We start from the raw sequence: 25389 nt of genomic DNA, 5'->3' as shown, positions 1-25389 counted from the left end.
GGGAAATTGGACGCTTGATCTCGCCGCTTGAATGGCTATTCGGGCAAATATTTAGCCCGACACGACAGAATCACCGTCGACATGCACCGCGCGGGCATCCAGCGGACGGGGTGCGGGGCCTCCGGCAACACTGCCGTCGAGATTGAATTTGCTGCCGTGACAGGGGCATTTGATGACTCCGTCGCTGACCTCGTTCACCTTGCAGCCCAAATGGGTGCAGGTGGACGAGAATCCGGCGAACGTCCCCGCGGTGGCCTGGGTGATGACGGTGTCGCCCTTGATGACACCGCCGCCGACCGGCACCTCCGAGGTCTTGGCGAGTTCGGTGCCGCCGTCCTGTTTCTTGTCCTGGACGCCATTGGTGGAGGCCGCGGCCTTCTCGGTATTGCCGTAGCCGCTGCAGGCGACGGCGGTCAGGGCGGTGGCCGCCACACCGGTGGCGGCGAGTGCGGTACGCCGGTCCATCCGGAACGCACCGGGGGCCGGAATCTGTTCGGTCATGGTTACTCCTAGAGCTCGAGGTGGACGCGGCTGTGGGCCACACCCTGTGGACGTTGTGGACGGATCGCGGGTTCACTCACACCGAGGCCGGAAATTACGGGGCAAACCCCCGAGTCCGGAAATACCAGACCGCCGAGGTGAACCAGAGTGCGACGAAACCGGTGAACAGGACTCCGCCCATTACCGGAATCACCCAGCGGGGCAACCCTTTTCGAGTCAGGAGCAGCATCTTGGCGACGAAGATGCCGTAGACGGCGCAGCCGAGCAGCGAATGCGCTAGCACGCGCCGGTCGGTGGCCTCGAAACCGAAGGCGTACAGGCAGTGCACGGCGACCGGAATACTCACCAGCACCGCGAGCCGACCCGACCAGACATGCCACTGTGCGGCCCATCGGCCGGGCCTGACCTTGGGCAGGACGCCGTACATGGCCATCGCGCTGATGTCCTGGCCGACCGCGAGCAGCACCACGACGGTCGCCAGCCACGCTTTGACCGCACCCGGGCTGGAGAATCCGGCCAGGCTCACGGCGTAGCCGCGCGCGGGGTGGGTGGAGCCGTAGACGCCGAGCAGCACCGAGACCGCGGCGCCCGCGAGCACGATCAGCGCGATGGTCAGCGCGGTGCGCTGGGGCGAGCCGGAGGCGGGCTGGACCGCACCCCGGATGACCGTCGGCACGGAGCCCTGCGGGTCCGAGGCATTGCGGGGGTCAGAAGTCGGTGTCATCGCCGTGCACCTTTCGTGCGTCGGGTGCGAGATCCGGTGCGGGAACGGTGGTTCCGTTCGGTTGGCGGCGCACGCCGGTGACGCTGCCGTCCGGGCGGACGATCCAGCTGTCGCGCCCCTTGGCCGATTGCGCCACGTACACTCCCGCCGGGGCCTGGACCCGTGGTGCGGTGAAATCCAGGGCGCGCTCGCCGAGGGTCAGGGTGCCGGTGAGCGCATCGCCTTTCAGGGTGGCCTGTAGTTCGGAGTCCTTGCCGGACAAGGCCACTCGCCCGGCATCGGCCGCGCCGCGCAGCCAGGTTTCGACCGAGGCGCCGTCGCAGGCGTAGGCGACGGCCTGTCTTCCGGTGACGGTGACCGAGAGGGTGATATTGCGGGGTTGGGCGGGGATCACCGCGACGTAATCGGCCTGGGCGGGAAAGGTTGCCGAACCCGTGGGGTTCGGCGCGGTGGCGCCGGGAGTCGCGGCACCGGATGGCGACCCGCCGGCGCTGGACGGCTGTGCCGCAACGGAACTGCTGATCGCGGTGCTCGCCGCGGCGGGTTCGTCGGTGGGGTCGGTGGCGATATCGGTGATCAGCAGGCCGACGCCGAGTGCGGCGGCGGCACCGAGGGTGAGGAGGGGGCCCGCCCGTTTCATAGCTGTTCTCCGGTCTCAGGCGCTGACGGGCAGTCGCCGCAGCGAGCGCAGGGCGTAGTGCACGCGGGTCTTCACGGTGCCGACCGGAATGCCCAGGTCGGCGGCGACATCCTGATAGGCGCGATCACGCAGGATGACCTGGACGACGGCATCGCGCTGCGGTCCGGGCAGCTGTGCCAGGAGTTCGGCGACCAGTAGGCCGTCCGCGAGTCCATCGGTGAAATCCGGTCCGGCGCAATGCCCCTCGGCGACCTCGCCGATTTCGTCCCAGTGCGCGTCACCGGGGCGGGCGGCGCGCACCCGGGCGATATCGGTGAGGATATTGCGTTCGATGGTGAGCAGCCAGGTGCGCACACTCCCCCGGCTCGGGTCGTAGCTGGCGCAGGCTTTCCAGGCGCGCAGCAGCGTCTCCTGGACGGCGTGTTCGGCGAGGCCGGTATCGCCGAGCCGGCGCATGGCCCGCCAGTGCAGCAGCGCCTTGTCGGCGGTGAGAACGGCGGAGAGGCCGGAGTCGGTGCAGAGCCGGGCGCAGTGGGTGGCACAGGTGGAGGGACCGGGAGGACGTCCGTCCGGGAGGGGGTGAAGTCGTCTCATGTCTTGAATATCGCGGGCGGCACCAAGAAGAGAATCGGTGATTACTGCCTATTTCGGTGTTAACGGTTTTCGGCTGTGAGTTTCGAATCGAAACCGGTTTGTACGCAATCAATTACACGGAACGCCCAAATTGGACACTTGATCTCTGATAAACCGTGCTCCGGGAGATTCGGGGATCCCCATACCGCGCCGGTTGCGAGGCCGCGCGGCTCAGTGAGCATTCAAGGGAGGAAAACTGTGCGTGCAGGCGCGCTATTGATCGCGGGAGCCCTCACTTCCGCACTGCTGACCACCACCGCGGGCATCGCCACCGCCGATCCGGCGAGCGAAATCCCCGGCGACGGCCTCTACCTGGTGAACGTCGATATCAAACCGGGCACCTACGTCTCCGACGGCACCACCGACGAAGCCACGGGTTGCTTCTGGCGTCGCCTCTGGCACGTCCAAACCCCCACCGATTACAACGATCCCAACTACTACGTGATCGCGAGCGACTTCACCAAGGTGCACCCGGTCCGCATCGTCATCAAATCCACCGACGTAGCCTTCCGCGCCGACAACTGCGGCGCCTGGCGCATGGTCCCGGACATCCCCACGGGTTCCTTCGGCGGCTGAGGATCCGGCGTTCACCGTCGATCGCGGCGGGTGCGGCGCGGCTAGGGTGTCCGACTATGACGCGGCAGAGGATTCTCATCACCGGTGCGAGCTCCGGATTGGGCGCGGGTATGGCCCGCGAATTCGCCCGGAAGGGGCGCGATCTGGCGCTCTGCGCCCGGCGCATCGAGAACCTGGAGGCATTGCGCTCCGAACTGCTCGCCGCCCACCCGGGTATCACGGTGGCGGTGCGCGGATTGGATGTGGACGACCACACCACCGTACCCGAGGTCTTCGAGGAGCTGCGCGCGGAGCTGGGCGGCCTGGATCGGGTCATCGTCAATGCCGGTATCGGCAAGGGCGCGCGCATCGGCACCGGCCGCGCGGATGCCAATCTGGCCACCGCCACCACCAATTTCGTGAGTGCGCTGGCGCAGGCCGAGGCCGCGATGGGCATCTTCCGGCAGCAGCAGACCGGACATCTGGTGCTCATCTCGTCGATGAGCGCGGTGCGCGGGCTCCCCGGTAAGAAGGCGGCGTACGCGGCCAGCAAGGCCGGGGTCACGGCGCTGGGCGAGGGCCTGGCCATCGAATTGCGGGGTACGCCGATCAAGGTCACCACGGTGCAGCCGGGCTATATCGCCACCGATATGTCCGGCCGCGCCGGGGACACCAAACTTCTCGCGCCCCTGGACAAGGGCGTCGCGTCCATGGTCGCGGCCATCGAGCGCGAGGGTGTGCGCGCCTCGGTGCCGGAGTGGCCGTGGCGGGTGCTGGGCGCGGTCATGCCGCTGCTGCCGCGCGGCATCATGGCGCGCATGTCCTGAGATCGCCCGGCCGGTCTGCCCGGTATGAATCCCGCGCGGCCGGGCGGTGGTCGGCACTAGCATCGGCCGAATGGCGAAGTTCAGCAGCTGGGATGGCTTGGAGCTCAACTACCGGGTGTGGGAGGGCGAGGGTGTGCCCGTGGTGCTGCAGCACGGGATTGTCGCCGATACCAATGCGAATTGGATGAGTGTGGGGGTGGTCGCGGCGCTGCAACAGGCTGGGCACCAGGTGATTTCGCTGGACGCTCGGGGGCATGGACGGTCGGAGAAGCCGCATGACGCGGAGCGGTATTCCTGGCGGGCCATGGCCGATGATGTGCGAGCGCTGTACGACCATCTGGGGCTGGATGAGGTTGTCCAGGTGGGGTATTCGATGGGCGGGGTGATCTCGATCCTCGTCGCGCAGTCCGATGAGCGGGTACGCCGACTCGTGGTGGGCGGGATCGGATCCGGGGTGGTGGATTGCGGGGGAATCGACTGGCGGGTGATCGACGCCGAGGACATCGTCACCGCGATGCGCGGTGACGGATCGGGAACCGCGGAGCAGGCCAAGATGTTTCGGATACTCGCCGATGTGCTCGGCGCCGATCGCGAGGCCATTGCCTCGGTCGCGGCCGGGCTGAGCGAAGCGCCGATCAAGACGGTCGCCGATATCGAGGTGCCGACGCTGGTGCTGGCGGGCGATGCCGACCCGTTCGCGGCCGAGCCCGAGCGGCTGGCGGCGGCCTTCCCGAACGGGAGCCTGGCCGTGGTGCCGGGTGATCACCTGGTGGCCACCACGCACCCGAAGTTCGCCGCCGCGCTGGTGGACTTCCTGGCCTGAGCCGAACTCAGTTCTCGTGGCGGTGCGGTACGAACTCCAAGGTCAGCAGCGCGACGGCGGCGATGAGTACCTCGCGCCAGCGGATCAAGACGTATCGCCTATCGGAGAACGAGTTGAACTTGCGCAGGAATCGGTACAGCGATTCCAACCGGATGAGCGGATCACCCAGTCGCACGGCCACGTACGCCAGCTGCCCCAGTCGACTGCGTTCGTGCTCACCGAAGAGCTCGGGAAATGCCGCGAACGCCAGCGAGATTCGGGTGACGCCGTGCGCTCGCGCGTACTCGACCAGATCGACGATCATGCGCTCGTCCAGTCCATTGGGTGCGTCGCGGCGCCGCCACGGTACATCCAGACTCAGCTCGCGACCATTGCCGGAGACGCCGTAGCGCTGGAATCCGGCGACCTGTCCGCTCTCGTCGCGGGCCAGCACCACCAGCATGCCCGGATGCCGTCCGTCGAGCAGGTGGTCCAGGATCATGGAGAATCCGCGAGTCTGCCGTCCGTGGCCCCAGTCGTCGACAATGCCGAGCAGATCCTCGCGCTGTGGTTCGGTGAGCGCGACCTCGGGCAGCACCTCGGTGGTGACGCCGAAGTTGCGGGTGCGGCTGACCGCCTGCCGCAGATTGCGGAAGCGCCGTCCGACCAGGTCGAAGTCGTTCACCTCGACCACCACGTCACGCCCGATGGGAATCGGGTGCAGGCCACGATGCTCGAAGGCCCGCAACTGCCAGAGCTGGGTGAGCTCCGGGCTCGCGCCCAGTACCGCGATCCGCCAGCCGTGCGCACTGGTGAATTCGGAGAATTCCGAGACCAGTTCACCGAAGCGTTGCTTATCGCCGATGGGATCGCCCGCGACCACCGCGATGCCCAGTCGGGCCCGATAGGCGATGGCGGCCGAGGAGTCGGCATTGAAAAAGTAGCTCTTGGACGAGTGCAGTGCGAACGGCGCGACCGGATCCAGGTGTGTACGGCGCACCAGCTCGGCCACCCGGGCCAGCTGTTCGGGCTGTGGCTTACTGCCCTGCGGCGCCATCAGCACCAGTCCGCTGGCGGCGAGGAAGACGAAGCCCGCGGTGGTGTGCTCGGCGCGGTAACTGAAGTTCGCCACCACCAGCACGATGGTGGCCGCGGTGAGGTGGGGCAGCGTGATGGGGCGGCGCAGGTGCAGGCCGCGGGCGACGAAGAGCCCGGCGACCGAGACCGCGATGAACCAGCCGTGGTCGGTGCCCTCGCGGGAGGACCGTTCGGCCGCCCAGACGAGCACCAGACTGCCCAGTACGAGCGCTCCGATAAGTGGTACCCGGGTACTCGGTCCGGCGGTGAAAACGGTCTCCCGGTACGCGGTCAGTCCGGTGGTCCGTACCGCCATGTTCTCGTCACGCATGCTGCTCCTTCTGTCGCAGATGCGGCCCGCTCACCAAGCGTCTTTCCATGGTGATCCTCCCTCGGTCCCTGTAAACACACTATGCGGGACATACGACAGGAGGCACTCGGTTATTCCGGCCAGCCTTTCCAGGGGCCGCCCAGCACCGGGTCGGTGACGCCTCCGGGGCAGGCCAGAGCGGGTGCGTCCCAGCCAGCGAGACGCGAGCCCGCGGCGTAGGCGGAGTGCAGGAAATCCAGCGCCGCGCCCACCGGATCGCCGCTGCGGCGGGCGGCGTCGTACGAGTAGTAGGCCGAGTGCGCGGAACCCGATGGCACCCAGCGGGCTTCGGCCGGGAGCAGCGGAAGTTCGGTCAGCCCTTCGGGTTCGGGGGCGGTGTAGGAGTAGAAGGTGGGTTCGGGCACATTGTCGTCGCCGAACCAGAAGCCGGCGCTGATCTCCTCGCGCGAATACGATTCGCGGGTCACGGCATTGACGCTGGTATCCATATCGATCTTGCGGTCGGAGAAGCGCTGTACCGCGAGATCGAAGGTGTGCCAGAAGAGTTGGACCGGGCTGATCTTGCCGGAGTAACTGGCACTGAACTCCTCGAGCACCCGCCCCACCTGACTGGTGACGCGGAATGCGCGCAGGGCGGCGGCCGGATCGTAGTGGTGGTGTTCCTCGTCCTCGTCGAACGGCCGGCCGTTGTCCGGTAGGTCGTACGGGGTCGGGAAGGGCAGGGTGACCTCGACGCCGACATCGCGCAGTGCGCGCATGGTCTCGGTGTAGAAACTGGCCACCGATTGCCTGCCGAGCGGGATCTCCTCCTGAATGCCGCGGTCGGTGCTGATCCGCAGGACATGGTCGAAGAAGTCGAAGGCACAGGTGAAGACCGGGCCGTCGGTGGCGGTGCCGAGGGCCACGGTGGTCCAGCCCCGGGCATTGAGGCGGTAGGTCATATGCCACCAGTGGTTGCGGCGGATGCCCTTGGCGAGCGCGACCTTGCCGACGATCTGGATATAGCGGTGCAGGGTTTCCTTGGTGGGTCGCCAGGCGTCCAGCGGCAGCGCGGGGAGCACCTCACCGAAGTCGGCGGTGAGGCTGCCGGTAACCGAGGAATCGCCCATGCTCCTGCCCACTTTCGTTCGAGACGGTCGCGTTTCAGATCGGCGCTGCCCGGTTATCCTACACACCCGCAACCCACCTGCGAGTACTGCGAAACACGCAGTAGTGCAAGATCTTTCAAAGTATCCTGAACACTCCCCGCGCAACGCGCGAGAAGCGCCGCAACCATGAACAGGGGTGAATCCGCATGACGGACATCAATACGGCCTACGCCGTCGTCGTCACCGCGGTCAGCGACCCGACGCAGGTGGAGGGTCTCGAATGGGAACGGGCGGTGGAGTATCTGCCCAGCCTGGCCTCGCATGCCATGCGGACCTGGGTCCGCGCGCAGGAGTCGGAAACCGAGCCGAAGGGGGCCGCGGGCAGGCACGGGGTGGTGATTCCGGGGCCGCAGCGGCGGGTGGAGCCGCGCCAGCCATATCGGGAGGTATGCGTTCCGCCCTCGGAGTATTTGCTGTTCAGTGCGGCGGTACGACAAAGTCCCCAGCGAGGTGTGGCCTCGCCGGGGACTCGCCCGGTAGGGACGGGACAGGCGTCCGGCGCGATGGCGGGTCGGCATTCCGCCAACTAGGCGGAGACTTCTTCATCTGGAATGAAGCTGATTCCCGCCGTGCCCGGATCAGTTCCCGTGATACCTATTCAACTCCGCATTCCGTTGTGTCGCAATCTATTTGAATCAGGCCGCGAACAGGAGGCGTACACCGAACGGCTCGCCGACCAGCTGGCCGGTGCGGCCGCCGCCGGTGACGGCGTGCAACCGCAGGTCGAGGTAGCGCCAACCCGTTTCGCAGGGGGAGCGGCCACGGGCACGCTCACGGGGTGACGATGGCGAAATTCGGGTCGGGCTTGTCGATGACGCCCTTGATCTGGAGCAGGACACCGGCATTGCCGTCGATTTTGATGTCGCCCTTGGCGATGGCGTCCTTCATACCGCCGCCGCCGATCATGTTCTGGATGAACCCGCCGCGGGTGAGGGTGATGGTCGCGTCGGGCGCGGCGAGGCCGTCATTCGGCCAGCGGTCGTAGTGCACGAGTACGCCATTGCGCAGTTCGGCCCGGTGCACCTTGTCCTGCTGATCACTGAACTTCCAGTCGGTGACCACGTGGGTGTCCCATGCCTTGGGGCCGTTGATGTACAGCGAGATCGCGTCGAACGCCTGGTCCACGGTGAGCGCGGCCAGCAGGCCCTTGGAGTTCGCGGCGCCGGGGGTGCCGAAGGAACCGTTACGCAGTTCGTACGCGCCCGAAAGGTAGAAGTTGCGCCAGGTGGCGTTCTCCGCGCCGTAGCCGAGCTGCTCGAAGGCGCTGGCCTCCAGGTCTTTCGCCTTCTTGTTGTCCGGGTCGGCGAAGATCACGTAGTTGGTGAGCTGCACGGCCCAGCGATAGTCGGCGTCGTCGTACGCCTTCTTGGCCGTCTTCAGCACCGAGTTCGCGCCGCCCATGGCGTCGACGTGCCGCTTGGCGCTCTCGACCGGCGGGTGCTCCCACAGGTGTGCCGGGTTACCGTCGAACCAGCCCATATAGCGCTGATAGATGGCCTTCACATTGTGGCTCACCGAACCGTAGTAACCGTGTGTGTACCAAGCCTTTTCGATGGCAGGTGGCACCTGCATCCGCTCGGCGATCTCACTGCCGACGAAGCCCTGGTTCAGCATGCGCAGCGTCTGGTCGTTCAGGTAGCCGTACAGATCCCGTTGGGTGGAAAGGTATTCGACGATCTTATCGGTGCCCCAGATCGGCCAGTGATGCGAGGAGAAGACGATATCCGACTGGCGCGCATAGATATTGATGGATTCGGTGAGGTACTTGGACCACACGTGCGGGTCGCGCACCAGCGCACCGCGCAGGGTCAGAATATTGTGCAGGGTGTGCGTGGCGTTCTCGGCCATGCACAGGATGCGGCGGTCGGGGAAGTAGAAGTTCATCTCCGATGGGGCCTCGGTGCCCGGGGTCATCTGGAAGACCATGCGAACGCCGTCGATCACATGCTCCTCCCCCGTCGTCATCACATTGACGGTCGGGTCGATGAGGCTGACGGTGCCGAGCGAATTCGTCTGGCCCAAGCCCGCGCCGATCTGCCCCTTCTCACCTCGAGGCAGGGCCGCGCCGTACATGTAGGAGGCGCGCCGCGCCATGGCGGTGCCCGCGTAGATGTTCTCGGCGACCGCGTGCTCGAGGAAACCGGAGGGTGCGACGACGGGACACTTGCCCGCGGCGACGTCTTCGCGAGTGGTGACACCCAGCGAGCCGCCGAAGTGGTCGACGTGCGCGTGCGAGTAGATCAGGCCCGTGACCGGCTTGTTGCCGCGATGCGCGCGGTACAGCGCCAGCCCCGCGGCGGCGGTCTCATTGGAGATGAGCGGATCGATGACGATGACGCCGGTATCGCCCTCGATGAGGGTCATATTCGACAGGTCGAGACCGCGGATCTGATAGAAGCCGGGCGCGATCTCGTACAGCCCCTGCTTGACCGTGAGCTGCGACTGCCGCCACAGGCTCGGGTTGGCCGAGGACGGGCAGGTGCCCTGCAGGAAGCCGTAGGAATCGGTGTCCCAGACCACCTTTCCCTTTTCGTCCTTGATGACACCCGGCTTCAGCGCCTCGATGAAACCGCGATCGGCATCGGCGAAGTCGGTGGTGTCCGAGAACGGCATGGTCTCGGTGACCTTTTTGTTCGCCTCGGCGATGGCATCGCCGGCATCGGTCTGACCGGTGGGAACGTCCACGTCATCGGCGGTACCGCAGGCGCTCAGCGCACCGCCTACACCGACGGCCGCGAGTGCCGCCGCACCGACACCGAGCATGCCGCGCCGGGAAACCCTGGGACCCCTGTTCTCCACACCATCTGTCCGATTGCCTTCGACCACGACGCTCTCCTGCTCCTGTCGATCGAGCGCACCGCAAGCCAGCCAAACAGCCGTTAGCTACAGGTTCGCCAATTTCCGAGTAACGATTCGTTCACGGCGCTGAGAAAGCTATCTCCGATAGCTTCAGCGTTGCCGCCTGAAATCAGAGTAGCCACTATTGCAGCTACACTGCAATAGTGCCCGAGAAAATCTCAGGCACCCCACATCAACGGCCGGGAGGCGCTGTGATCGGATGCAGCCATGAGTGACGGCACCGCGGTACCCGCAGAGCGCCCGAGCGGGGAGCGCCGCCGTCGGCGCAATCCCGAGCAGACCCGCAAGGCGATCGTCGACGCGCTGCTCGCAGCTATCAAGGACGGCAGCTTCATTCCCACCACGAGGGACATCGCCGACCGCGCGGGCACCTCCGAACGCAGCATCTTCGTACACTTCCCGGGGCGCGAGGATCTGGAGATAGCCGCAGTGGAGGCACAATCCGAACTGGTCGAATCACTTGTCGCGGAACCAGATCCGAACCTGCCGCTCGAGCAACGCATCGCCGCGGTGGTGAAGCAGAGCGAGACGGTCTTCGCGCACCAGCGCAATCCACGACTGCTCGGATTACTGGAGTCCCAGTCGATTCCCGCCATCGATGCGCGAATGCGGCTGACAGACAGCAGGATTCGCGCCGGATTGGCGCGCGTCTTCGCCACCGAGCTGAACCGCGACGGCACCGGGGACCGCGAACTGCTGGATCTGATCGAGGCCACCGTCGGATGGCCCTACCGGCACCAACTGGTGGATCGGCGCGGACTGTCCCAACGGGCGGCCTCCCACGCCATTACCCGGGCACTGCGCACACTGCTGTCCGGCGACAGCTGATACACGGGGGGATCAATGTCTCAAATGGTCCCGTAGACTCGGTGGCCACGAAAGGGGACCCATGCCCGAGCTGGACCACACCCTCGGCGTCGGTGAGCTCATCGCGCACCGGCACCGCGCCGACAGCACGCCCGGCGCACGCACCGACGGACACCGGCTCGCGCTGGTCATCGAGGGCGGCTCCTCGCGCGGCGCGTACTCGCACGGTATGGCCATGGCCATCGAGGAGCTCGGCGTCCTGCACTGCTTCGATGCCGTCTACGGCGCCTCGGCGGGCGCTTTGAACGGCGCGTGGCTGCTCTGCGGGCGCGCCGTGCACTCCGAACGCGCCTGGCATCCCGAGGTGATCAATCGGGTCATCTCACCGGTGCGGGCGCTGCGCGGCGGGCGCGTGGTGGACACCGAGTACCTGGTGCACACCGTGTACGAGCGCATCGTCCCGATGGATTTCCCCGCGATCCTTGCCAATCCGGTCACCTTCCATCCCATCGCCACCGATGCCGATACGGGTGCGGCGGTCGATCTGCACGACGAGTTGTCCGACAGCGCCTCGGTTCAGGCCGCACTGCGCGCCTCCACCTGCCTGCCGATCCTGGCCGGGCGGCCGGTGCGCATCGGCGCACGCCGCTTCGTCGATGCCGGGCTCTCCGAATCCGTCCCGATCCGAACCGCTTTGACGCAGGGCGCGACCCGCGTCCTGGTGCTGCGCACCCGCCGCGAGGACGAAATCATGCGCCCGCCATCGACCGTGGAGAGTCGCGTGGTGGCCCGGTATCTGGCTCGACACGCACCCGGCACCGTCGATCCGTGGCTCACGCGGGTGCGACAGCACCACCGTGACGAGGAGGATTTCGCGACCGATCCGGCGGTGCTGCAGATCCGCCCGCCCGGAAGCGCACCCGCTATCGGGCGGACGAATCGGGATCCGGCGCTGCTGCGCGAGGCGCTCACCCTCGGCCGCGCCGTCACCGCCCGCACGCTCGCGACCTACCTGACTCCTATGCTCTCCGCGTGACACGCGCGGAGGGGACCAGGGCGCCGGGCAGACCGGCATCGGCCAGTCGAGACGATGTGCTCCGGGCCGCCATCGATATGTTCCTGGCGGGCAAACGACTGGATGTGAATGCCATTGCCGCCCAACTAGGTGTGGGCCGGGCGAGCATCTATCGCTGGTTCGGCTCCCGGGACGGATTGCTGGGCGCGGCCATCGCTCGGCAGTTGGAGCGCATGATCGACCACGCCGACAGGCGCAGTCGGGCCCGAGGCGGTAGGCGACTGAGCGAGATTCTGGATCGGACCGTGCACGGTCTGGTCGAGAACGCTTCGCTGCGCACCTATTTCGACAATGAATCCACCGCCGCGCTACGCCTGATCACTCGCAGTGACGGGCTCGTGCATCCGGCGGCGGTGGAGATCGTCGAGCACCTCATCGAGAGAGCGCAGACCCAGGGCTACGAACCCCCGATCGACCCGAATACGTTGGCGTACGCGCTGGTTCGGCTCTGGGAGGCATTCCTCTACAACGATGCCGTGGCCGGATTCCGCGGCGATGTGGAGCGCCTGCGCCAGGTGCAGACCGCGCTACTGCGCCTGTGAGACCCGCACCGCCGCGGGCGCGACAAGCACAGATTGCCACCTCTTCGAGAGAAGCCGTTGAACTGGCGTTGAAGCGGCACACTCGCTCGACGGGACTTGGCAAATTCCCGCACTCACGGTCACGAGCGACTGCGACTTGGCTGTCGGCCTCCGCTACTTCTGCGCGGGCAGCCGCAATCGCTTGAGCGACAGGGCGTTCACCGCGACGATCACACTGGAGCCGGACATGGCGAGCGCCGCGATCTCCGGGCGAAGGGCGAAGCCGAAGGCGGGTTCGAAGGCACCCGCGGCGATCGGAAGGGCGATGGTGTTGTAACCGACTGCCCAGGCGAGGTTTTGGTGCATCTTGCGGAGGGTGCCGCGACCGATGCGCAGAGCGGTCGGGACATCGAGGGGGTCCGAACGCATCAGGACCAGGTCCGCGGTTTCGATGGCCACATCGGTGCCCGCGCCGATGGCGATGCCGAGATCGGCGCGGGCCAGGGCTGGGGCGTCATTGACACCGTCGCCGACCATGGCGACTTTCTTTCCGGCGGACTGCAATTCGGCGATCTGCTCAGCCTTGTCACCGGGTAGGACCTCGGCGATGACGGTGTCGATACCCAGTTCGGTGGCGATGCGCTGCGCGGTTGCGTGGTTGTCACCGGTGAGCATGACGACCTCGATACCCATATCGTGCAGGTCTCGCACTGCGCGAGCGGAGGTTTCGCGAGGCGCGTCCGCGATGCCGATCACCGCCGCCGCTTTACCGTCGACCGCGGCCAGCACCGCGGTCTGGCCGGCACCGGCCACTCGATCGCGGGCGGCGGCCAGCTCACCCAGGTCGATGCCTTCGCGTTCCAGGAGGCGGCGGTTGCCGACCACCACGCGGCGGCCGTTCACCGTGGCAATGGCTCCGTGGCCCGGCACGTTCTCGAAGTCCTGTGCCCGTTCACCATTCGCGCCGCGGCCCTGCGCGTAGTGCACGACCGCCTCCGCGAGGGGATGCTCGGATTCGCGTTCGACGGCGGCCAGCAGCGGGATGAGTTCTTCGGCGGTGATCACGCCGTCGGTCACGATCTCGGTGACCTCCGGCTCGCCCTTGGTCAGGGTGCCGGTCTTGTCCATGACAACGGTCTGGATGCGTGCCGCGCTCTCCAGTGCCATGGCGTTCTTGAACAGCACACCGCGTTTCGCGCCGAGGCCGGTACCGACCATGATGGCGGTCGGGGTGGCCAGGCCGAGCGCATCGGGGCAGGTGATGACCACGACGGTAATGGCGAAGAGCATGGCCTTGGCGAAGGTCGCTCCCGCGAGCAGCCACACCACCAAAGTCAGTGCGCCGCCGATCAATGCGACCAGCACCAGCCAGAAGGCCGCGCGGTCGGCCAGCCGCTGGCCGGGGGCCTTCGAATTCTGGGCCTCCTGAACGAGATTCACGATCTGCGCGAGGGCGGTATCCGCGCCGACCTTGGTGGCCCGCACGCGCAGCACACCGTTCTTGTTCAAGGTCGCGCCGATGACGGTCGCGCCCGGTTCCTTGTGCACCGGCAGACTTTCGCCGGTGACCATGGATTCGTCGACCTCGCTCTCCCCCTCGTCGACCTCGCCGTCGACGGCGATCTTCGCGCCGGGTCGCACCAGCAGCACATCGCCGACAATCACTTCGGCAGTGGGGATTTCGACTTCTTGTCCATCGCGGATGACCACGGCTCGCGGCGGTGCGAGGTCCAGTAGCGCGCGAATGGCGTCATTGGCCCCGCCGCGCGCCCGCATCTCGAACCAGTGCCCCAGTAGGACGAAGGCGGCGAGCATGGTCGACGCCTCGTAGAACACCTCGCCGCCACCGGTGAGGGTGATGGCCAGTGAGTACAGCCAGCCCGCGCCGATGCCGACGGCGACCAGCACCATCATGTCCAGGGTGCGCGCCTTCAGCGCGGCGACCGCTCCGGTGAAGAAGATGGTCGAGGAGTAGAAGATCACCGGCAGGCTCAGGATGAGCGCCCAGATGTCCTGACGCAGTCCGAACGGGGTCGGCAGATCCAGGCCGAACATATCCGTGGCCATCGGCGACCAGAACATCACCAGCAGCGCGAAGACCAGCGCCACCAGGAAGCGATTGCGCATGTCACGGGCCATGTCGTCCATGGACATGCCCGCGTGCCCGGCGTGCCCGCCATGACCCATGGCGGCATGGTCCATACCCGCGTGTTCGGTGTGATCCATACCTTCATGACCGGCGGTCATGGCCTCGTGCTCGGCATGATCCATGTCCCCGTGCGCGGCATGTCCCTGATGCTCCATACCCCGACCCTATACCCACAGGGGGTATATTAACCAGCCCGATGTGACCGGCGAGTCATCCCATCCGGTCCCTATCGAATGCCGGGAGTCCCCGGATCGGTCCCGAAACAGCCGACGATGTAGCAGCCCGGCGGCCAATCCGAGACCGGCGGCGCGAGGGGCCGGTCCAGACAGGTCAGCAGCCCGCAACCCGGGTACGCCATCGGCCCCAGGCCCAGAGCGGCGAGGGTGGCCGCGGGATTGGAGATCATCGGATCGGCCAGACTGATATCCGGGTGATCTTCATACGGTCCCGGATCGGCCAGGACCGGATCGCGGAAGGCGAAGGTCAAGGCGCGCAACACATCATGCGGGAAGCTCACCGAACCGCCGGGCACGGTCACCCCGGTCCAGCTGACCAGCAGGCCCAGACTCGGCACAATCGTATTGTCCTGCCGCATCATTCCCGACATCTGCACGGCATCGGCGGGCATACCCGGAAAGATGGAGCCGCAGTCCGGACCGTTCACCACGAACAGGAAGCCGTAGCAGTCGTTGGCGGCGGTCGAGGTGGTGGCCTGGGTCAGGTAGTCGGCCGAGATCACCCGCGTGCCATGCCAATCACCGTGATCGGCGATCAGCAGGCCGAGTTTGGCGAAGTCATCCGGCGGCAGTACCAGGTGCGCGTACCCGTAGGTGTTCCGACTGCGATCACGCGCCCAGTGATAGTCGGTGCGCTCGATCCCCAAGGGCGTGAAGAGTTTCCGCTGCGCGAAAGCCTGGAAGTCCTCCCCCACCGCCTGCTGCACCACATAGACGAGCAGGTCGACCGCGCGCTGGCTGTACTGCCACTGCGTCCCCTGCGGGTGCACGATGGGCATGGCCAGGGCCTGTGCCACCACATTGGGGTCGAGTTGCACCAATCCGGTGACGCCCTCGGAGGCGACGGCCACCTGCATTCCGGAGGTCTCGGTGAGCAGACTGCGCACGGTGATGGCCCGATGCGCCGAATCACCAAGTCCGGCAGGCAGATAGGCGTCGATCGGTGAGTCGATGCGCAGCAGTCCGGCGTCCACGGCGGCACCGGCCACCAGTGACACCACACTCTTGGTGCTGCTCCACAGATTCCACGGCATACCGCCCGCGCGCTGGTTGTTGGGCCCACCCGCCACCAGGCAGTTGTTCTTGAAGATCTGCACGGTGAATCGCGAGGGGTCGGCGGCGAAGTCGACCGCGCGTTGCAGGGCGGCCGAATCCAGGCCCACCTCTTCCGGATTCGCGGACTGCGGGGTGCGGCCGCTGCTCACCTCGCATTGTTTCTGCGTGGATGCCGCCTGCGCGCCCGGTGCGCCGACCAGCAGCGAACTCGCCGTAATCACCGCCGCCACACCGGCTGTCACCATTCGAAACACGCCATCCACCTCTCCCGAAGTCCCCTCCGACACATCGGCCGGACGACCGGACCGTTATCGATTCGTGACCCCCGACTTCCTGGGGCGCAGCTTCTCGGGGCGGGTGTGATGTCCGCATTCGCCCCTGCTGTTGCGGAGCTCGCGCGTCATACGATAAGAACCTGACGACACGTGGTCCGGGGGCTCCGGTCGCGTACGTTCGTACTTCGCTGAGCTGCAAAGGAATCACTCGCGCCATGACCGCACCGGTCGTCTTCACCAGCTCCTACTCCGACAATTCCAATGACAATGGCTTCCAGTGGGAGTTCCATTGCGGCCGCTGTAGCACCGCGTACCGGTCGCCGTTCGAGCAGAACTATCTCTCGCGCGGGCGTGGGGTGCTGCGGGTGCTGCGCGATCTGTTCGGCGACTACTCCAAGACGATCCACAAGGTCTCCAATGCCGCCGACGATTTCTCCAATACCTGGAGTGGCGGTTCGGCTTCGGCGACCAAGGACAAGGCGTTCGCCAAGGCCGTGGATCTGGTCAAGGACGACTTCCGGCTCTGCGCGGGCTGCGGCTCCTGGGTCTGCGCCCGGATCTGCTGGAACGATCATGTCGGGCAGTGCACGCGCTGCTCCCCCATGGCCGCGCATCAGATGGCGCAGGCACAGGCCGAGGCGCGCGGATCGCAGTATCGTGATGCGGCCAACCAGCAGAACTGGACTCAGAATCAGGACATGTCGGTGCCCGCGCGGGTGACCTGCCCGACGTGCGCGGCCAATACCACCGGCGGGCGATTCTGCGGGTCCTGCGGTACCGCGCTGGATCTACGCACCAACTGCACCGGGTGTGGGCATCAGATTCAGGCGGGTACCGCCTTCTGCTCGAACTGCGGCCGCCCGCAGTAGTCACCTGGCAAGCGGCTGGGCGTCCCGGCCCGGCGCGAAGGCCGCGATGAGGACCGCCGACACCAGGGCCGCGCAGCCGAGCGCGATGCCCGCCTGCTGGAATCCATGCAGGAAGGCCCGTTCGGCGAAGTCTGCCAGGGGTTTCCCGGCGGGGCCAGCGCGCTCGGCGACTTGCAGGGCGGCGGCGAGGGAATCTCCGACCGGACCGCGCGCCGATTCAGGCAATTTCGGCAGGGCGGGGGCGATGCGATTGGCGTACCCGGCGGCGAGCACACTGCCCGCTACCGCAATGCCGAGGGCCGCGCCGATCTCGCGGGCGGCATCGTTCACCGCCGCCGCCACACCGTGTTTCGCCACCGGTGTGCCCGCGACAATGGCGGCGGTCGCGGGCGCGGTGCACAGACCCATGCCGGTGCTCATGATGAGCAGTGACCAGAGCACACCCCAGTAACCGCTGTCGAGATCCAGCCGGGCGGTGACGAGCAGGCCGATTCCGACCATGGTCAGACCCACCAGACTCACCCAGCGCAGCCCGAATCGTTCGGCCAGACGGGGCGCGATGAGCGAAATCAGAACCAGCGGAACGACCATCGGGCCCAGCGCCAGGGAGGAACCCAGCGGCGAATAGCCGAGGATGAGTTGCAAGTACTGCACGATCAGCATGAACAGGCCGAAAGACACCAGGAACTGCACGGTGAGTGAGAGTGTGCCGCTGGCGAATCCACGATCGGCGAAGAGCCGGACGTCGAGAAGCGGGTGCGGGACGCGCAATTCGACCAGGGCGAAGACGACGGTGGCGAGCAGGCCGCCCGCGAGCAGACCGAGGACGAGGGGATCCAGCCAGCCGCGGCTCGGAACCTCCATGGCGGCAACGACAATCGCGGCGACGGCGATGATCACGCTGAGCGAACCCCACGGGTCCAGGGGTGGGCGATCGGCATCGATCGACTCCGAGACGGTGAATCCGGCGATGAGCAGGACCGCGCCCACGACGGTCATGGCCACGAAGACCGACTGCCACGACAGCCACTGCAGCAGTATGCCGGAGCCGATGATCCCCAGTGCCCCACCGGATCCCGCCACCCCGGCCCAGATGCCGACCGCCCGGCCACGCTGCTCCTCCGGAAATCCCGCGGTGAGCAGCGACAGGGTCGAGGGCATGACGAAGGCCGCACCCGCTCCGGCCGCCGCGCGCGCACCGATCAGCCACAGTGGGCCCTCGAAGAGCAGCGGTAGCGCCGAAGCCACTGTGAATACGGCCATTCCGATGATCATCACCACGCGGCGGCCGAGCCGGTCCCCGAGCGCACCGGCGGGTAGCCAGGGCGAGGGTGTAGCCGTCGACCACCCAGGTCAGCTGCTGCTGGGTGACGCCGGTATCCGCGGCGATACCGGGCAGCGCCGAGTACAGCGCGGCCATGGCGGCGACCACGAGTGCGACACACAGACAGGAGACGGTGAGCATCCAGCGCTGGGCACGTGACAATCTGGTGCCGACGGCTGTGCCCTGATCGGTGGATACCATGGGAACTCCCGAGAAACGATACTGACGGTAGCGCTACGGTACTACCGGTAGCACAAGAAGGGAACAGCGGTGGTGCCAGCAGCGAATTCGGGCGAGGACGATACCGATCCCCGCAAACTGCGCTCCCGCGCCCGACTCCTGGACGCCGCCACCACCCTGCTGAAATCGGGTGGGGTGCAGGCGGTCACCATCGACGCGGTGACCAAACTGTCCAAGGTCGCCCGGACGACGCTGTACCGCCACTTCGACAGCTCCGCCGACCTGCTTGCGGCGACCTTCGAGCGACTCGTACCCCAGGTGTCACCACCACCGGAGACCGGCACGTTGCGGGACCGGCTGGTGGAGTTGCTGGTCCGTCAATCCGCGCTCATCGACGAAGCACCGGTACAGCTGACCACCCTGGCCTGGATAGCGATGGGCAATCCGGAGTCGAAAGACACGACCTCGCACACCTTCACCAGCCTTCAAGCCCGGGTGATCGAGCAGTACCGACAACCCTTCGACCGCCTCCTGGACACCCCCGAGGCACGAGCGGAATTGGGCGACTTCGACCTGACCTTCGCCCTGGCCCAACTGATCGGCCCCATCGTCTTCACCAAGCTCACCGGCCTGCGCACCTTCACCCGTGCCGACATCACCCGACTTGTGGACGACTTCATCCTGGCCCGAACCAGTCGACCTCGCGGCTGAACTCGGTCTGTTCCAGGCGGATTCCCGCGCGATCCCGACGAATCCCCTTCCGTCATCCCGGCGCGTTTTCGGCCGGGATCCACGGATAGTCATCGCATCCCACCCGGTGGATCCCGGCCGAGAACATGCCGGGATGACGGGAACGGTGCGCCGGATGACGGGGCGGGAATTCGCGCAGCGGTTGGTGCGGGCGGGCCTAGACCTGTGCGTCGACCGTGGCGAAGGCGGCCCAGACCAGCGGGGAGTGTTCGATGCTGCCGGTCTCTCGCCAGGTCGTCAGGCGGGCGCGCTGCCAATCATTCAGTGCGGCAACCGGATCGGGTTGTTCGTGGGCGGCGTCGATGGCGCAGACCGCCTCTTGGAGGGGACGGCTGGTCGGCGGCGCCCCGCCGAGGCGCTGGAAAGCGAGGTCGGTGGGGAGGGCCCAGCGGCCCGCGGTGACCAGTTCCGCTCCACCGGTGAGCATTGCGGCCACCAGGCCGAGGGCCTCGCCGAAGCGGAGGTCGCCGCCGCTCTCGCAGGCGATGAGGGCTACCCGGCTGGGGATGGGCCAGATTTGCGGGCCGGTGCGGGGGTCCTCGGCGAGGGTGTAGGTACCCAGGAGCAGGTCGCGGGCGGAGAGTGGGCGGTGGTCTCGCTGGGCCGGAGCGAAGCCCAGGGTCTCGGCGGTGCAGGCCAAATGCATTGTGGCCGACTCACTCTGGCCGGATTCGGGGGCGGCGGCCGTCACGTGGCCGATGTAGAGCAACCTGGCCGCACCCGCGCGCAGCACCTCGCCCAGCCAGGCTCGATCGATATCGGTGCGGCGAAAAGCCGTGAGCGGGTCGCTCACCCCGGGCACCAGGCGATCCCGCGCCGCGTACTCGGCGACCAGCATGGCCAGCGGGGCGTTCGCCTCCATGCGGCCGAGCACCGAGCCGAGTGCGGAGTCGGCCCGGAATCCCGGGACGCGCGGGTCCAATACCGCCACCACCGGCAAATCCCTTGTGTCCGTCCAGGATCGGCCGATGCGCGCGGGAGCGTGCACGATTCCCGGTGGCGCGAGCAGGCTCACCTCGGCGATATCCACCAGCCGCACACCGGTATCCGGGGCGATCAACTCCCAGGGGATCTGTGCCACCCGGGGCGAGGGCTGGATCCGTATGCGCGGGCGCACACCTTGGGTGTGGAGCTCGTACAGCCGGACGGCCAGCTGATAGGGCAGGAAGGTCGCCGACAGGTACTGCGCGAGCTTCTCTTCCGATTCGAGCGATGCCAATTCCCCGGTGGTGAGCGCTGATTCGAGCCCACCGACCGCACCGGCGGCCGGCAGCGCGGTCGCGAATCGACGCACCGCCGCCGTGACCCGCTCTTCCGGAATGGCACTGATTCCCGGCGGCCCGCCGTCGTTCTCCCACCGCCACGAGACATACAGATCTCCCGCATCGGCCATTCGCACGTATGCGGTGGGCTGTGCGCCGCTCACCATGACGCCTCCCGGTCATGCCCCGGACCTTGCGCGAGCGCGATCATGAGCGCACCACGCGGGTATCGCGGAGCGGGCGGCCGTAGCGCTGTTCGGCGGCGGCGATACCGGCGGCCAGGGCGATATGGCCATCCGGAGCGACGGCGACCCGGGGTGGCAGGGCGACCGGCAGACCCGCGCGGGCGGCTACCGCGGCCAATGCGTTGCCCAGTTGCAGGGCGTCGTTCAAGGGGCCGGGGTTCGAGGGCAACGGTTCGAGTGGGTCCAGGGTGTCCAGGGGCAGCCGGGTGGGATGCCCTGCCAACCGGTCGATATCGAGCGTGGTTCCGGCACAGGCGGTTTCGATGAGATCAGCCAGCAGACCGGCGGCACCCGCGAGGTAGGCGTATCGAAAGGCCAGGCGCATGGCCGGGTCCGCCATCCGGCGGTTCCAGGTTTCGCGTTGTGCGCCGTCGGGGAGTTCGTAGCGTACGGCGTCCAGGGCCAGTGCCGCCGGGACGGCCAGATCCACCGCCTGCGCGAGCAGGCCCGGGTTCGCCTCCAGCAGCGGCTCCACCAGACCGGCATGCCAGTAGTCGACCTGGGCGCAGAGCAGTCCCAGCCCGCGCTCGGCGTAAATGGTTCTGGCGGTGGCCAATTCGGCTTCGCCCTGATCGTATCGACCGGCATTGAACGCCACCGTGGCCAGGCGCGTGCGCACATCGGCGGCGTCCACGACGGCACCCGACTCCTCGAATCGCTGTAGGGCGCGGCGGTAATTCACCTCCGCGGTATCGGGTTGATCGCGGTGTTCGGCGATCAAACCCATGACCTTCCAGCCGATTCCGGCGCGGTGCGAGTGTCCGGAGGTCTCGAAATAGTCCTGGGAGGTGGTGAGCAGCGGCTCCGCCTCGTCGAACCGCCCCGAGCGGGTGAGCATTACGGCCAAGTTCTGCCGCGTTTCGGCAACACCGTCCCCATCTCCCGCCGCGGCGAACGCGGCCAGGGCCTGCCCCGCGAAGTCCTCCGCCAGTTCCCAGCGGCCGGTCTCGAAGTGCGCGGCAGCCAGATTCATGAGCGAGTGGCCGACCTGATCCGGCGCGAAATTCGTTGCGGCATCCAGTGATTCACTGGCAATCTCGATACTGCGCGCCCACTGCTGCCGGTGCAGCGCCACGGCGGTCAGCGAAACCAGGCAGGCATACCGCAGTTCCAGCGGCGCGGCCTCCCCGGACAGCAACTCGCGCGCCTGCTCCAGCGCCTCCTGCGCCCCATCCAGATCCCCCAGCAGCTGCAACGCCTGTGACAGATTGATCAGCGCGGTCGGCCGCATGCGCGGCGCCTCCGGCCCCATCTGCGCCAGCGCCGCCCGGAACCGCTCGGCCGCCCGCGCGTGGTCACCCAACTGATCGGTCACGCAGGCGGCATTCACCATGGCGCACACTCGAATATCGCCGGTCTCGCTGAGCGTCGCCGCCTCGAAGATCCGCAGCGCCTCACTCAGTTCTCCCCGCGCCATGGCCTCGGCCCCGGCCCGCAACACCGCCGATTCCCCCGGCGTCCCGCCTCCGGTGGTGGCAACCACGTCAGAAGTCCGAATCGTCTACGGCAGCGGCGATTTCGGCGAGCAGCGGAGCGGCGGTGGCGCTGTCGTCGAAGAGGGCCGAAGCGCTGCCACCGTCGGCTGTCGCAGAGTCGCCAGCGGAGGGCAGGTCGCCCGGCACGGCGGCACGCTGGAGCCGCATCCTGGCGAATTCCCTTATACTCCTACGTATTTCGCCCTGATAGGCGCCCGCCGTCGCACGCGGTGGCGAATCCGCCGCGGTCGGGGCTTGCGCCTGACCGGCGTCCGGGCCGAAGGGCGCGACCGTATCCGGATTCGGCGCGATACCGAAGCCGGGCAGATAGATATCCACCCGCACGGCCGAACCCGTTGCGGCGAAGACTGTTTCACCGATCCAGGCATCGCCGGTGGACCGCAATGGCGTATCCCGCACCTCACCTCCGGTGGCAATGCGCGCCCAGGGGCGCAGGTACGCGGGCAGCTCGGCGGGCAGACCCGGGGCCGTGACCGCGGAAACGGCGATAGTGGAATCCCCGTTATCGCGGATCACTCGCCAGGACACCGCCTGCTCGGAGGCATCGATCAGACCCGGCGGGCAGCAGCGCCAATCCCAGCCGCCGACCCCGCGACCGAGTACCAGTCCACCGGCGACCTCGTCACCCGCGGCGAGAGCGTAATCCGAAGCGCGCGGGCGACTTTCGATCATCGCATCAACCGCGGGTGCGACCGCGTCCACACCGTCCAGGAGCGATTCACATTCCTCGGTCAACACCGCGATGTCCTGATCCAGCAGTCGTTGATCGAGCGCCGCGATCCCGTCCACGGTCGAAGCGGGCCACCACCGAGAAGCCCAGTGCGCGTACGCCAGTCGCCACGCACTCACCGCCAGCCCGGGCAAGGCGGGTGCGGCCACTCCATACCCCTTCGCGTCGATATCGGGTGCGGCCGCGGCCTGCCATGCCGCGTCGATGTGGGGTGTGGCTGCGGCCTCGTTGCGCTCCCCGTCGACGCCAGGTGCGGTTGTGACATCCGCGCGGGACTTCCTATCGCCATCGGGCGCGGAGGTGAACTCCGCACGCCGACCGTCGGGGCCGGAAGGGGTTGGGGGCGCACCCGGTCGCACCGCGTCGAGGGCGAGGGCGATGTGTTCGCCGTAGATGGCCCACACCCACTCCTGGGCGAGCTCCACATCGTCGATGACGGCCGCCGGAATCGACGGTCCGGCCAGCACATTCCAGGTGAGGTGTCCGCCCGCGACCTCGAGCACCATGACATCGAGCCGGGGCGAGGCATCCAGCACGGTCGCCGCCCCGTGGGGCGTGATCCCGCGCAGCCCGTCCCCGAGCCGCCGAATGAGCAATCCCGTCTCGTTCATCCCGCCCTCGATTCCATCTCATCGAGTTCGGCCGCCAGCGCGGTCGCCGCCAATGCCTTCTTGACCCGCATCCGATGATCCAGCATGACCGAACGCGCCACACCGTCGAGTAGGTCCCAGAGCTCATCGAGTTCGTATACCGGCAGCTCACGCACATCCCGCCCGTGCACCCGCGCCCACAACCGCCGCAGGTACGGCCGCCACGGCACCCGCAGATCGGCGGCGATGAGCCCGAGCGGCCCGATCACTCCCGCCGGTTCGGGTGCGCCCGCGTCGGCGCTGCCGTCGAGCCCCAGGAGTCCCACGGGGCCGGACACCGCTGTCATTTCGAGTGGTTCGACCCGCTGGCCCAACCCTGCCGTCGGAAACCGCCTCGGCGGTTCGATCGCACCGGCGGCCTCGAATGAACTCATGGTCGAGAGCGAAACATGTGCCGGGAGTGACTCATCCCGCACCATCATGCGGCGGGCCTGCAGCACATATGCCTCACGCTGCCAGCGGTTGTTGATCACCCGCGCGGCCGCCGAGGAGGTCTCCGCGGCGCCGCGGGGCCGCTGCCCGCTGCCCGCTACCGCGTCACCAATACCATTGCGCACGTTGACTATCGGTTGTAGTTGCATTGCGAGTCGCGCGCCCGCCGCCGCCGCTACCCGCAGTGATTCGTCCAGCAGCGCCCAGGGCGCACAGGAGCGCGCTATCTCCGCGTCGACCAGCTCCGGAATCGGCGGCAGATCCGCACGCTCGCTGGCCGCCTGCAGGACGGTGAACACCCGCTCGTGAATAGTCCGGTCGAAGGGCAATCCCAGGCTCGCTTTGGAAGCCGACTCTCCCACGCGTGGCGGCAGCGGTAGCGGGTGCGCGGTCAAGCCGAGCTGTTGCGCGGTCGGGAGTGCGGGGTCGTTCTCGGCTGCCGCGCCGCCGGTCTCCATGAACCAGAGCTGAATCCCATGGTGGGTTCCGATGGAGGCGGCCGCCAGATCGTCGACATCGATCTCGGGGCCGACTTCGCCGAGTCGGCGGGCGGCGCAGGCGTCGAGGAGGTCGCCGAGCACCGGGGTGTGGTCGGGAGTGGTGGTGAGTGGGCGTCGCCGCCAGGCGGTTCCGATCAGTTCGGCGAGCTCGGCGACGCGGGCCGGATCGGCCAGGTAGTCCTTCAGTGCCTGGGTGGTGCGGCCCGCGGTCAGGTTGTGGATCTCCAGGAGTGCGTCTTCGGCGGCACCGCGGTCGCGGACGGCATCGGGCATGCCCGAGACGGTGGCGAGTTCGAAGCAGCGCTGGAAGTAGAGGTCCTGGGCATTGCCGTCGGTGATGCGCAGCGCTCGCCGCACCTGTTTGAGCAGTGTGAACCAGGCCGCGGTGGCGCGTAGGACATCGGCGGCGGCATTGATACGCGCGGTCAGCAGGACCGCGCCGTCGGCGCTCAGAATCGATCCCGCGCACTCCGGATGCTGAACAGGTCGAATGACCAGTGGGTCGAGAATCAGCTTCACGGTGCGGCGCAGTGGTCCGCCGTGCGGTCCGCTCAGGGCTTCGACGGCGTCGAGGCTGCGCCAGACCTCATCCAGCACCATGGCCCGCGGTCGTCGCATTCGCCCAGGTTAGCGGAGTTTGTCCGAAATTCGCGCGGTAAAAGTTGGGATCGGTAGGGCGGGCGCCGCTTCCTACGGTTCTCTCATCGGCCCCGAACGCGAGCCGAACCGAGAAGA

General features: G+C 67.4%; 22 protein-coding genes and 1 pseudogene. 9 read left to right on the top strand and 14 right to left on the bottom strand.

Annotated features, from left to right (window positions below):
• Positions 1-51: 51 nt before the first annotated feature.
• The 4 genes from OHB26_RS20390 to OHB26_RS20375 all read right to left on the bottom strand — a co-directional run bounded on the left by OHB26_RS20390 (position 52) and on the right by OHB26_RS20375 (position 2459).
• The gene (locus tag OHB26_RS20390; protein ID WP_330178873.1) at positions 52-501 is read right to left on the bottom strand and encodes a QcrA and Rieske domain-containing protein; all 450 of its coding nucleotides are present in this window, start codon (positions 499-501) and stop codon (positions 52-54) included.
• 94 nt (positions 502-595) lie between these two features.
• Positions 596-1225 carry a DUF6529 family protein gene (locus OHB26_RS20385; protein WP_330178872.1) on the bottom strand — a complete coding sequence of 210 codons (630 nt, stop codon included), beginning with the start codon at positions 1223-1225 and terminating at the stop codon, positions 596-598.
• Positions 1209-1865: a hypothetical protein gene (locus tag OHB26_RS20380; protein WP_330178871.1), complete on the bottom strand. Its 657-nt coding sequence runs from the start codon at positions 1863-1865 to the stop codon at positions 1209-1211. Before OHB26_RS20380 ends, OHB26_RS20385 begins: the two co-directional genes overlap by 17 nt.
• Positions 1866-1880: 15 nt before the next feature.
• On the bottom strand, positions 1881-2459 hold the full coding sequence (locus tag OHB26_RS20375; protein WP_330178870.1) for a sigma-70 family RNA polymerase sigma factor: 579 nt from the start codon (positions 2457-2459) through the stop codon (positions 1881-1883).
• 237 nt (positions 2460-2696) lie between these two features.
• On the opposite strand from OHB26_RS20375, the gene OHB26_RS20370 reads away from it, so the two are divergent.
• From OHB26_RS20370 to OHB26_RS20360, 3 genes are all read left to right on the top strand, one after another.
• Positions 2697-3074 carry a hypothetical protein gene (locus OHB26_RS20370; RefSeq protein ID WP_330178869.1) on the top strand — a complete coding sequence of 126 codons (378 nt, stop codon included), beginning with the start codon at positions 2697-2699 and terminating at the stop codon, positions 3072-3074.
• A 56-nt stretch (positions 3075-3130) separates the two neighbouring features.
• Positions 3131-3880: an SDR family oxidoreductase gene (locus tag OHB26_RS20365; protein ID WP_330178868.1), complete on the top strand. Its 750-nt coding sequence runs from the start codon at positions 3131-3133 to the stop codon at positions 3878-3880.
• A 70-nt stretch (positions 3881-3950) separates the two neighbouring features.
• Complete coding sequence (locus OHB26_RS20360) at positions 3951-4703, top strand: alpha/beta fold hydrolase (RefSeq protein WP_330178867.1); 753 nt, start codon at positions 3951-3953, stop codon at positions 4701-4703.
• Between the two features lie 7 nt (positions 4704-4710).
• Here the strand turns inward: OHB26_RS20360 and OHB26_RS20355 are convergent, their stop codons facing one another.
• Positions 4711-6090: a bifunctional lysylphosphatidylglycerol flippase/synthetase MprF gene (locus OHB26_RS20355; protein WP_330178866.1), complete on the bottom strand. Its 1380-nt coding sequence runs from the start codon at positions 6088-6090 to the stop codon at positions 4711-4713.
• Positions 6091-6200: 110 nt separating this feature from the next.
• Positions 6201-7199 carry a DUF5996 family protein gene (locus OHB26_RS20350; protein WP_330178865.1) on the bottom strand — a complete coding sequence of 333 codons (999 nt, stop codon included), beginning with the start codon at positions 7197-7199 and terminating at the stop codon, positions 6201-6203.
• A gap of 185 nt (positions 7200-7384) precedes the next feature.
• On the opposite strand from OHB26_RS20350, the gene OHB26_RS20345 reads away from it, so the two are divergent.
• The gene (locus tag OHB26_RS20345; protein ID WP_330178864.1) at positions 7385-7768 is read left to right on the top strand and encodes a hypothetical protein; all 384 of its coding nucleotides are present in this window, start codon (positions 7385-7387) and stop codon (positions 7766-7768) included.
• 241 nt (positions 7769-8009) lie between these two features.
• On the opposite strand, the gene OHB26_RS20340 is transcribed toward OHB26_RS20345, so the two are convergent.
• Positions 8010-9851, bottom strand: a complete 1842-nt coding sequence (locus tag OHB26_RS20340; protein ID WP_330185717.1) for an alkyl/aryl-sulfatase — start codon at positions 9849-9851, stop codon at positions 8010-8012.
• 453 nt (positions 9852-10304) lie between these two features.
• On the opposite strand from OHB26_RS20340, the gene OHB26_RS20335 reads away from it, so the two are divergent.
• From OHB26_RS20335 to OHB26_RS20325, 3 genes are all read left to right on the top strand, one after another.
• Positions 10305-10925 carry a TetR/AcrR family transcriptional regulator gene (locus OHB26_RS20335; RefSeq protein WP_330178863.1) on the top strand — a complete coding sequence of 207 codons (621 nt, stop codon included), beginning with the start codon at positions 10305-10307 and terminating at the stop codon, positions 10923-10925.
• Positions 10926-10986: 61 nt separating this feature from the next.
• The gene (locus OHB26_RS20330) at positions 10987-11940 is read left to right on the top strand and encodes a patatin-like phospholipase family protein (RefSeq protein ID WP_330178862.1); all 954 of its coding nucleotides are present in this window, start codon (positions 10987-10989) and stop codon (positions 11938-11940) included.
• The gene (locus OHB26_RS20325) at positions 11937-12521 is read left to right on the top strand and encodes a QsdR family transcriptional regulator (RefSeq protein WP_330178861.1); all 585 of its coding nucleotides are present in this window, start codon (positions 11937-11939) and stop codon (positions 12519-12521) included. Before OHB26_RS20330 ends, OHB26_RS20325 begins: the two co-directional genes overlap by 4 nt.
• A gap of 153 nt (positions 12522-12674) precedes the next feature.
• Here the strand turns inward: OHB26_RS20325 and OHB26_RS20320 are convergent, their stop codons facing one another.
• Together OHB26_RS20320 and OHB26_RS20315 are read right to left on the bottom strand one after the other, a co-directional pair.
• Complete coding sequence (locus tag OHB26_RS20320) at positions 12675-14804, bottom strand: heavy metal translocating P-type ATPase (RefSeq protein ID WP_442942683.1); 2130 nt, start codon at positions 14802-14804, stop codon at positions 12675-12677.
• A 71-nt stretch (positions 14805-14875) separates the two neighbouring features.
• Positions 14876-16186, bottom strand: a complete 1311-nt coding sequence (locus OHB26_RS20315; protein ID WP_330185715.1) for a serine hydrolase domain-containing protein — start codon at positions 16184-16186, stop codon at positions 14876-14878.
• A gap of 245 nt (positions 16187-16431) precedes the next feature.
• Here OHB26_RS20315 and OHB26_RS20310 point away from each other — a divergent pair, with 245 nt between their 5' ends.
• On the top strand, positions 16432-17085 hold the full coding sequence (locus OHB26_RS20310; RefSeq protein ID WP_330178860.1) for a zinc ribbon domain-containing protein: 654 nt from the start codon (positions 16432-16434) through the stop codon (positions 17083-17085).
• Here OHB26_RS20310 and OHB26_RS20305 read toward each other — a convergent pair.
• A pseudogene (locus tag OHB26_RS20305) lies at positions 17086-18610 on the bottom strand (MFS transporter). It abuts the gene before it with no gap.
• Positions 18611-18682: 72 nt separating this feature from the next.
• Between OHB26_RS20305 and OHB26_RS20300 the strand changes: the two are divergent.
• Positions 18683-19300 carry a TetR/AcrR family transcriptional regulator gene (locus OHB26_RS20300; protein WP_330178859.1) on the top strand — a complete coding sequence of 206 codons (618 nt, stop codon included), beginning with the start codon at positions 18683-18685 and terminating at the stop codon, positions 19298-19300.
• 196 nt (positions 19301-19496) lie between these two features.
• Here OHB26_RS20300 and OHB26_RS20295 read toward each other — a convergent pair whose 3' ends face one another.
• The 4 genes from OHB26_RS20295 to OHB26_RS20280 all read right to left on the bottom strand — a co-directional run bounded on the left by OHB26_RS20295 (position 19497) and on the right by OHB26_RS20280 (position 25254).
• Entirely contained in the window at positions 19497-20768 is a 1272-nt protein-coding gene (locus tag OHB26_RS20295; protein ID WP_330178858.1) for a CHAT domain-containing protein, read from the bottom strand.
• Between the two features lie 40 nt (positions 20769-20808).
• The gene (locus OHB26_RS20290; RefSeq protein WP_442943029.1) at positions 20809-22263 is read right to left on the bottom strand and encodes a tetratricopeptide repeat protein; all 1455 of its coding nucleotides are present in this window, start codon (positions 22261-22263) and stop codon (positions 20809-20811) included.
• 67 nt (positions 22264-22330) lie between these two features.
• A complete protein-coding gene (locus OHB26_RS20285; protein WP_330178856.1) occupies positions 22331-23683 on the bottom strand; it encodes a hypothetical protein in 1353 nt (450 codons plus the stop codon).
• Positions 23680-25254 (bottom strand): hypothetical protein, encoded by a 1575-nt coding sequence (locus OHB26_RS20280; RefSeq protein ID WP_330185714.1) that lies wholly within the window; start codon positions 25252-25254, stop codon positions 23680-23682. The genes OHB26_RS20285 and OHB26_RS20280 overlap by 4 nt, the downstream gene beginning before the upstream one ends.
• Between the last annotated feature and the right edge of the window lie 135 nt (positions 25255-25389).

Origin of the sequence: Nocardia sp. NBC_01503 (assembly GCF_036327755.1) — a bacterium.
In the GTDB taxonomy this organism is placed as follows: Bacteria; Actinomycetota; Actinomycetes; order Mycobacteriales; family Mycobacteriaceae; genus Nocardia.
Note: the sequence above shows the minus strand (reverse complement) of the source record. Positions and strands in the feature narration are given on the sequence as shown.

Coding starts and splice junctions, on each gene's coding strand:
- OHB26_RS20390 (WP_330178873.1), bottom strand. CDS start 501: ATGACCGAACAGATTCCGGCCCCCGGTGCGTTCCGGATGGACCGGCGT.
- OHB26_RS20385 (WP_330178872.1), bottom strand. CDS start 1,225: ATGACACCGACTTCTGACCCCCGCAATGCCTCGGACCCGCAGGGCTCC.
- OHB26_RS20380 (WP_330178871.1), bottom strand. CDS start 1,865: ATGAAACGGGCGGGCCCCCTCCTCACCCTCGGTGCCGCCGCCGCACTC.
- OHB26_RS20375 (WP_330178870.1), bottom strand. CDS start 2,459: ATGAGACGACTTCACCCCCTCCCGGACGGACGTCCTCCCGGTCCCTCC.
- OHB26_RS20365 (WP_330178868.1), top strand. CDS start 3,131: ATGACGCGGCAGAGGATTCTCATCACCGGTGCGAGCTCCGGATTGGGC.
- OHB26_RS20360 (WP_330178867.1), top strand. CDS start 3,951: ATGGCGAAGTTCAGCAGCTGGGATGGCTTGGAGCTCAACTACCGGGTG.
- OHB26_RS20355 (WP_330178866.1), bottom strand. CDS start 6,090: ATGCGTGACGAGAACATGGCGGTACGGACCACCGGACTGACCGCGTAC.
- OHB26_RS20350 (WP_330178865.1), bottom strand. CDS start 7,199: ATGGGCGATTCCTCGGTTACCGGCAGCCTCACCGCCGACTTCGGTGAG.
- OHB26_RS20345 (WP_330178864.1), top strand. CDS start 7,385: ATGACGGACATCAATACGGCCTACGCCGTCGTCGTCACCGCGGTCAGC.
- OHB26_RS20340 (WP_330185717.1), bottom strand. CDS start 9,851: ATGCCGTTCTCGGACACCACCGACTTCGCCGATGCCGATCGCGGTTTC.
- OHB26_RS20335 (WP_330178863.1), top strand. CDS start 10,305: ATGAGTGACGGCACCGCGGTACCCGCAGAGCGCCCGAGCGGGGAGCGC.
- OHB26_RS20330 (WP_330178862.1), top strand. CDS start 10,987: ATGCCCGAGCTGGACCACACCCTCGGCGTCGGTGAGCTCATCGCGCAC.
- OHB26_RS20320 (WP_442942683.1), bottom strand. CDS start 14,804: ATGGAGCATCAGGGACATGCCGCGCACGGGGACATGGATCATGCCGAG.
- OHB26_RS20315 (WP_330185715.1), bottom strand. CDS start 16,186: ATGGTGACAGCCGGTGTGGCGGCGGTGATTACGGCGAGTTCGCTGCTG.
- OHB26_RS20310 (WP_330178860.1), top strand. CDS start 16,432: ATGACCGCACCGGTCGTCTTCACCAGCTCCTACTCCGACAATTCCAAT.
- OHB26_RS20295 (WP_330178858.1), bottom strand. CDS start 20,768: ATGGTGAGCGGCGCACAGCCCACCGCATACGTGCGAATGGCCGATGCG.
- OHB26_RS20290 (WP_442943029.1), bottom strand. CDS start 22,263: ATGGCGCGGGGAGAACTGAGTGAGGCGCTGCGGATCTTCGAGGCGGCG.
- OHB26_RS20285 (WP_330178856.1), bottom strand. CDS start 23,683: ATGAACGAGACGGGATTGCTCATTCGGCGGCTCGGGGACGGGCTGCGC.
- OHB26_RS20280 (WP_330185714.1), bottom strand. CDS start 25,254: ATGGTGCTGGATGAGGTCTGGCGCAGCCTCGACGCCGTCGAAGCCCTG.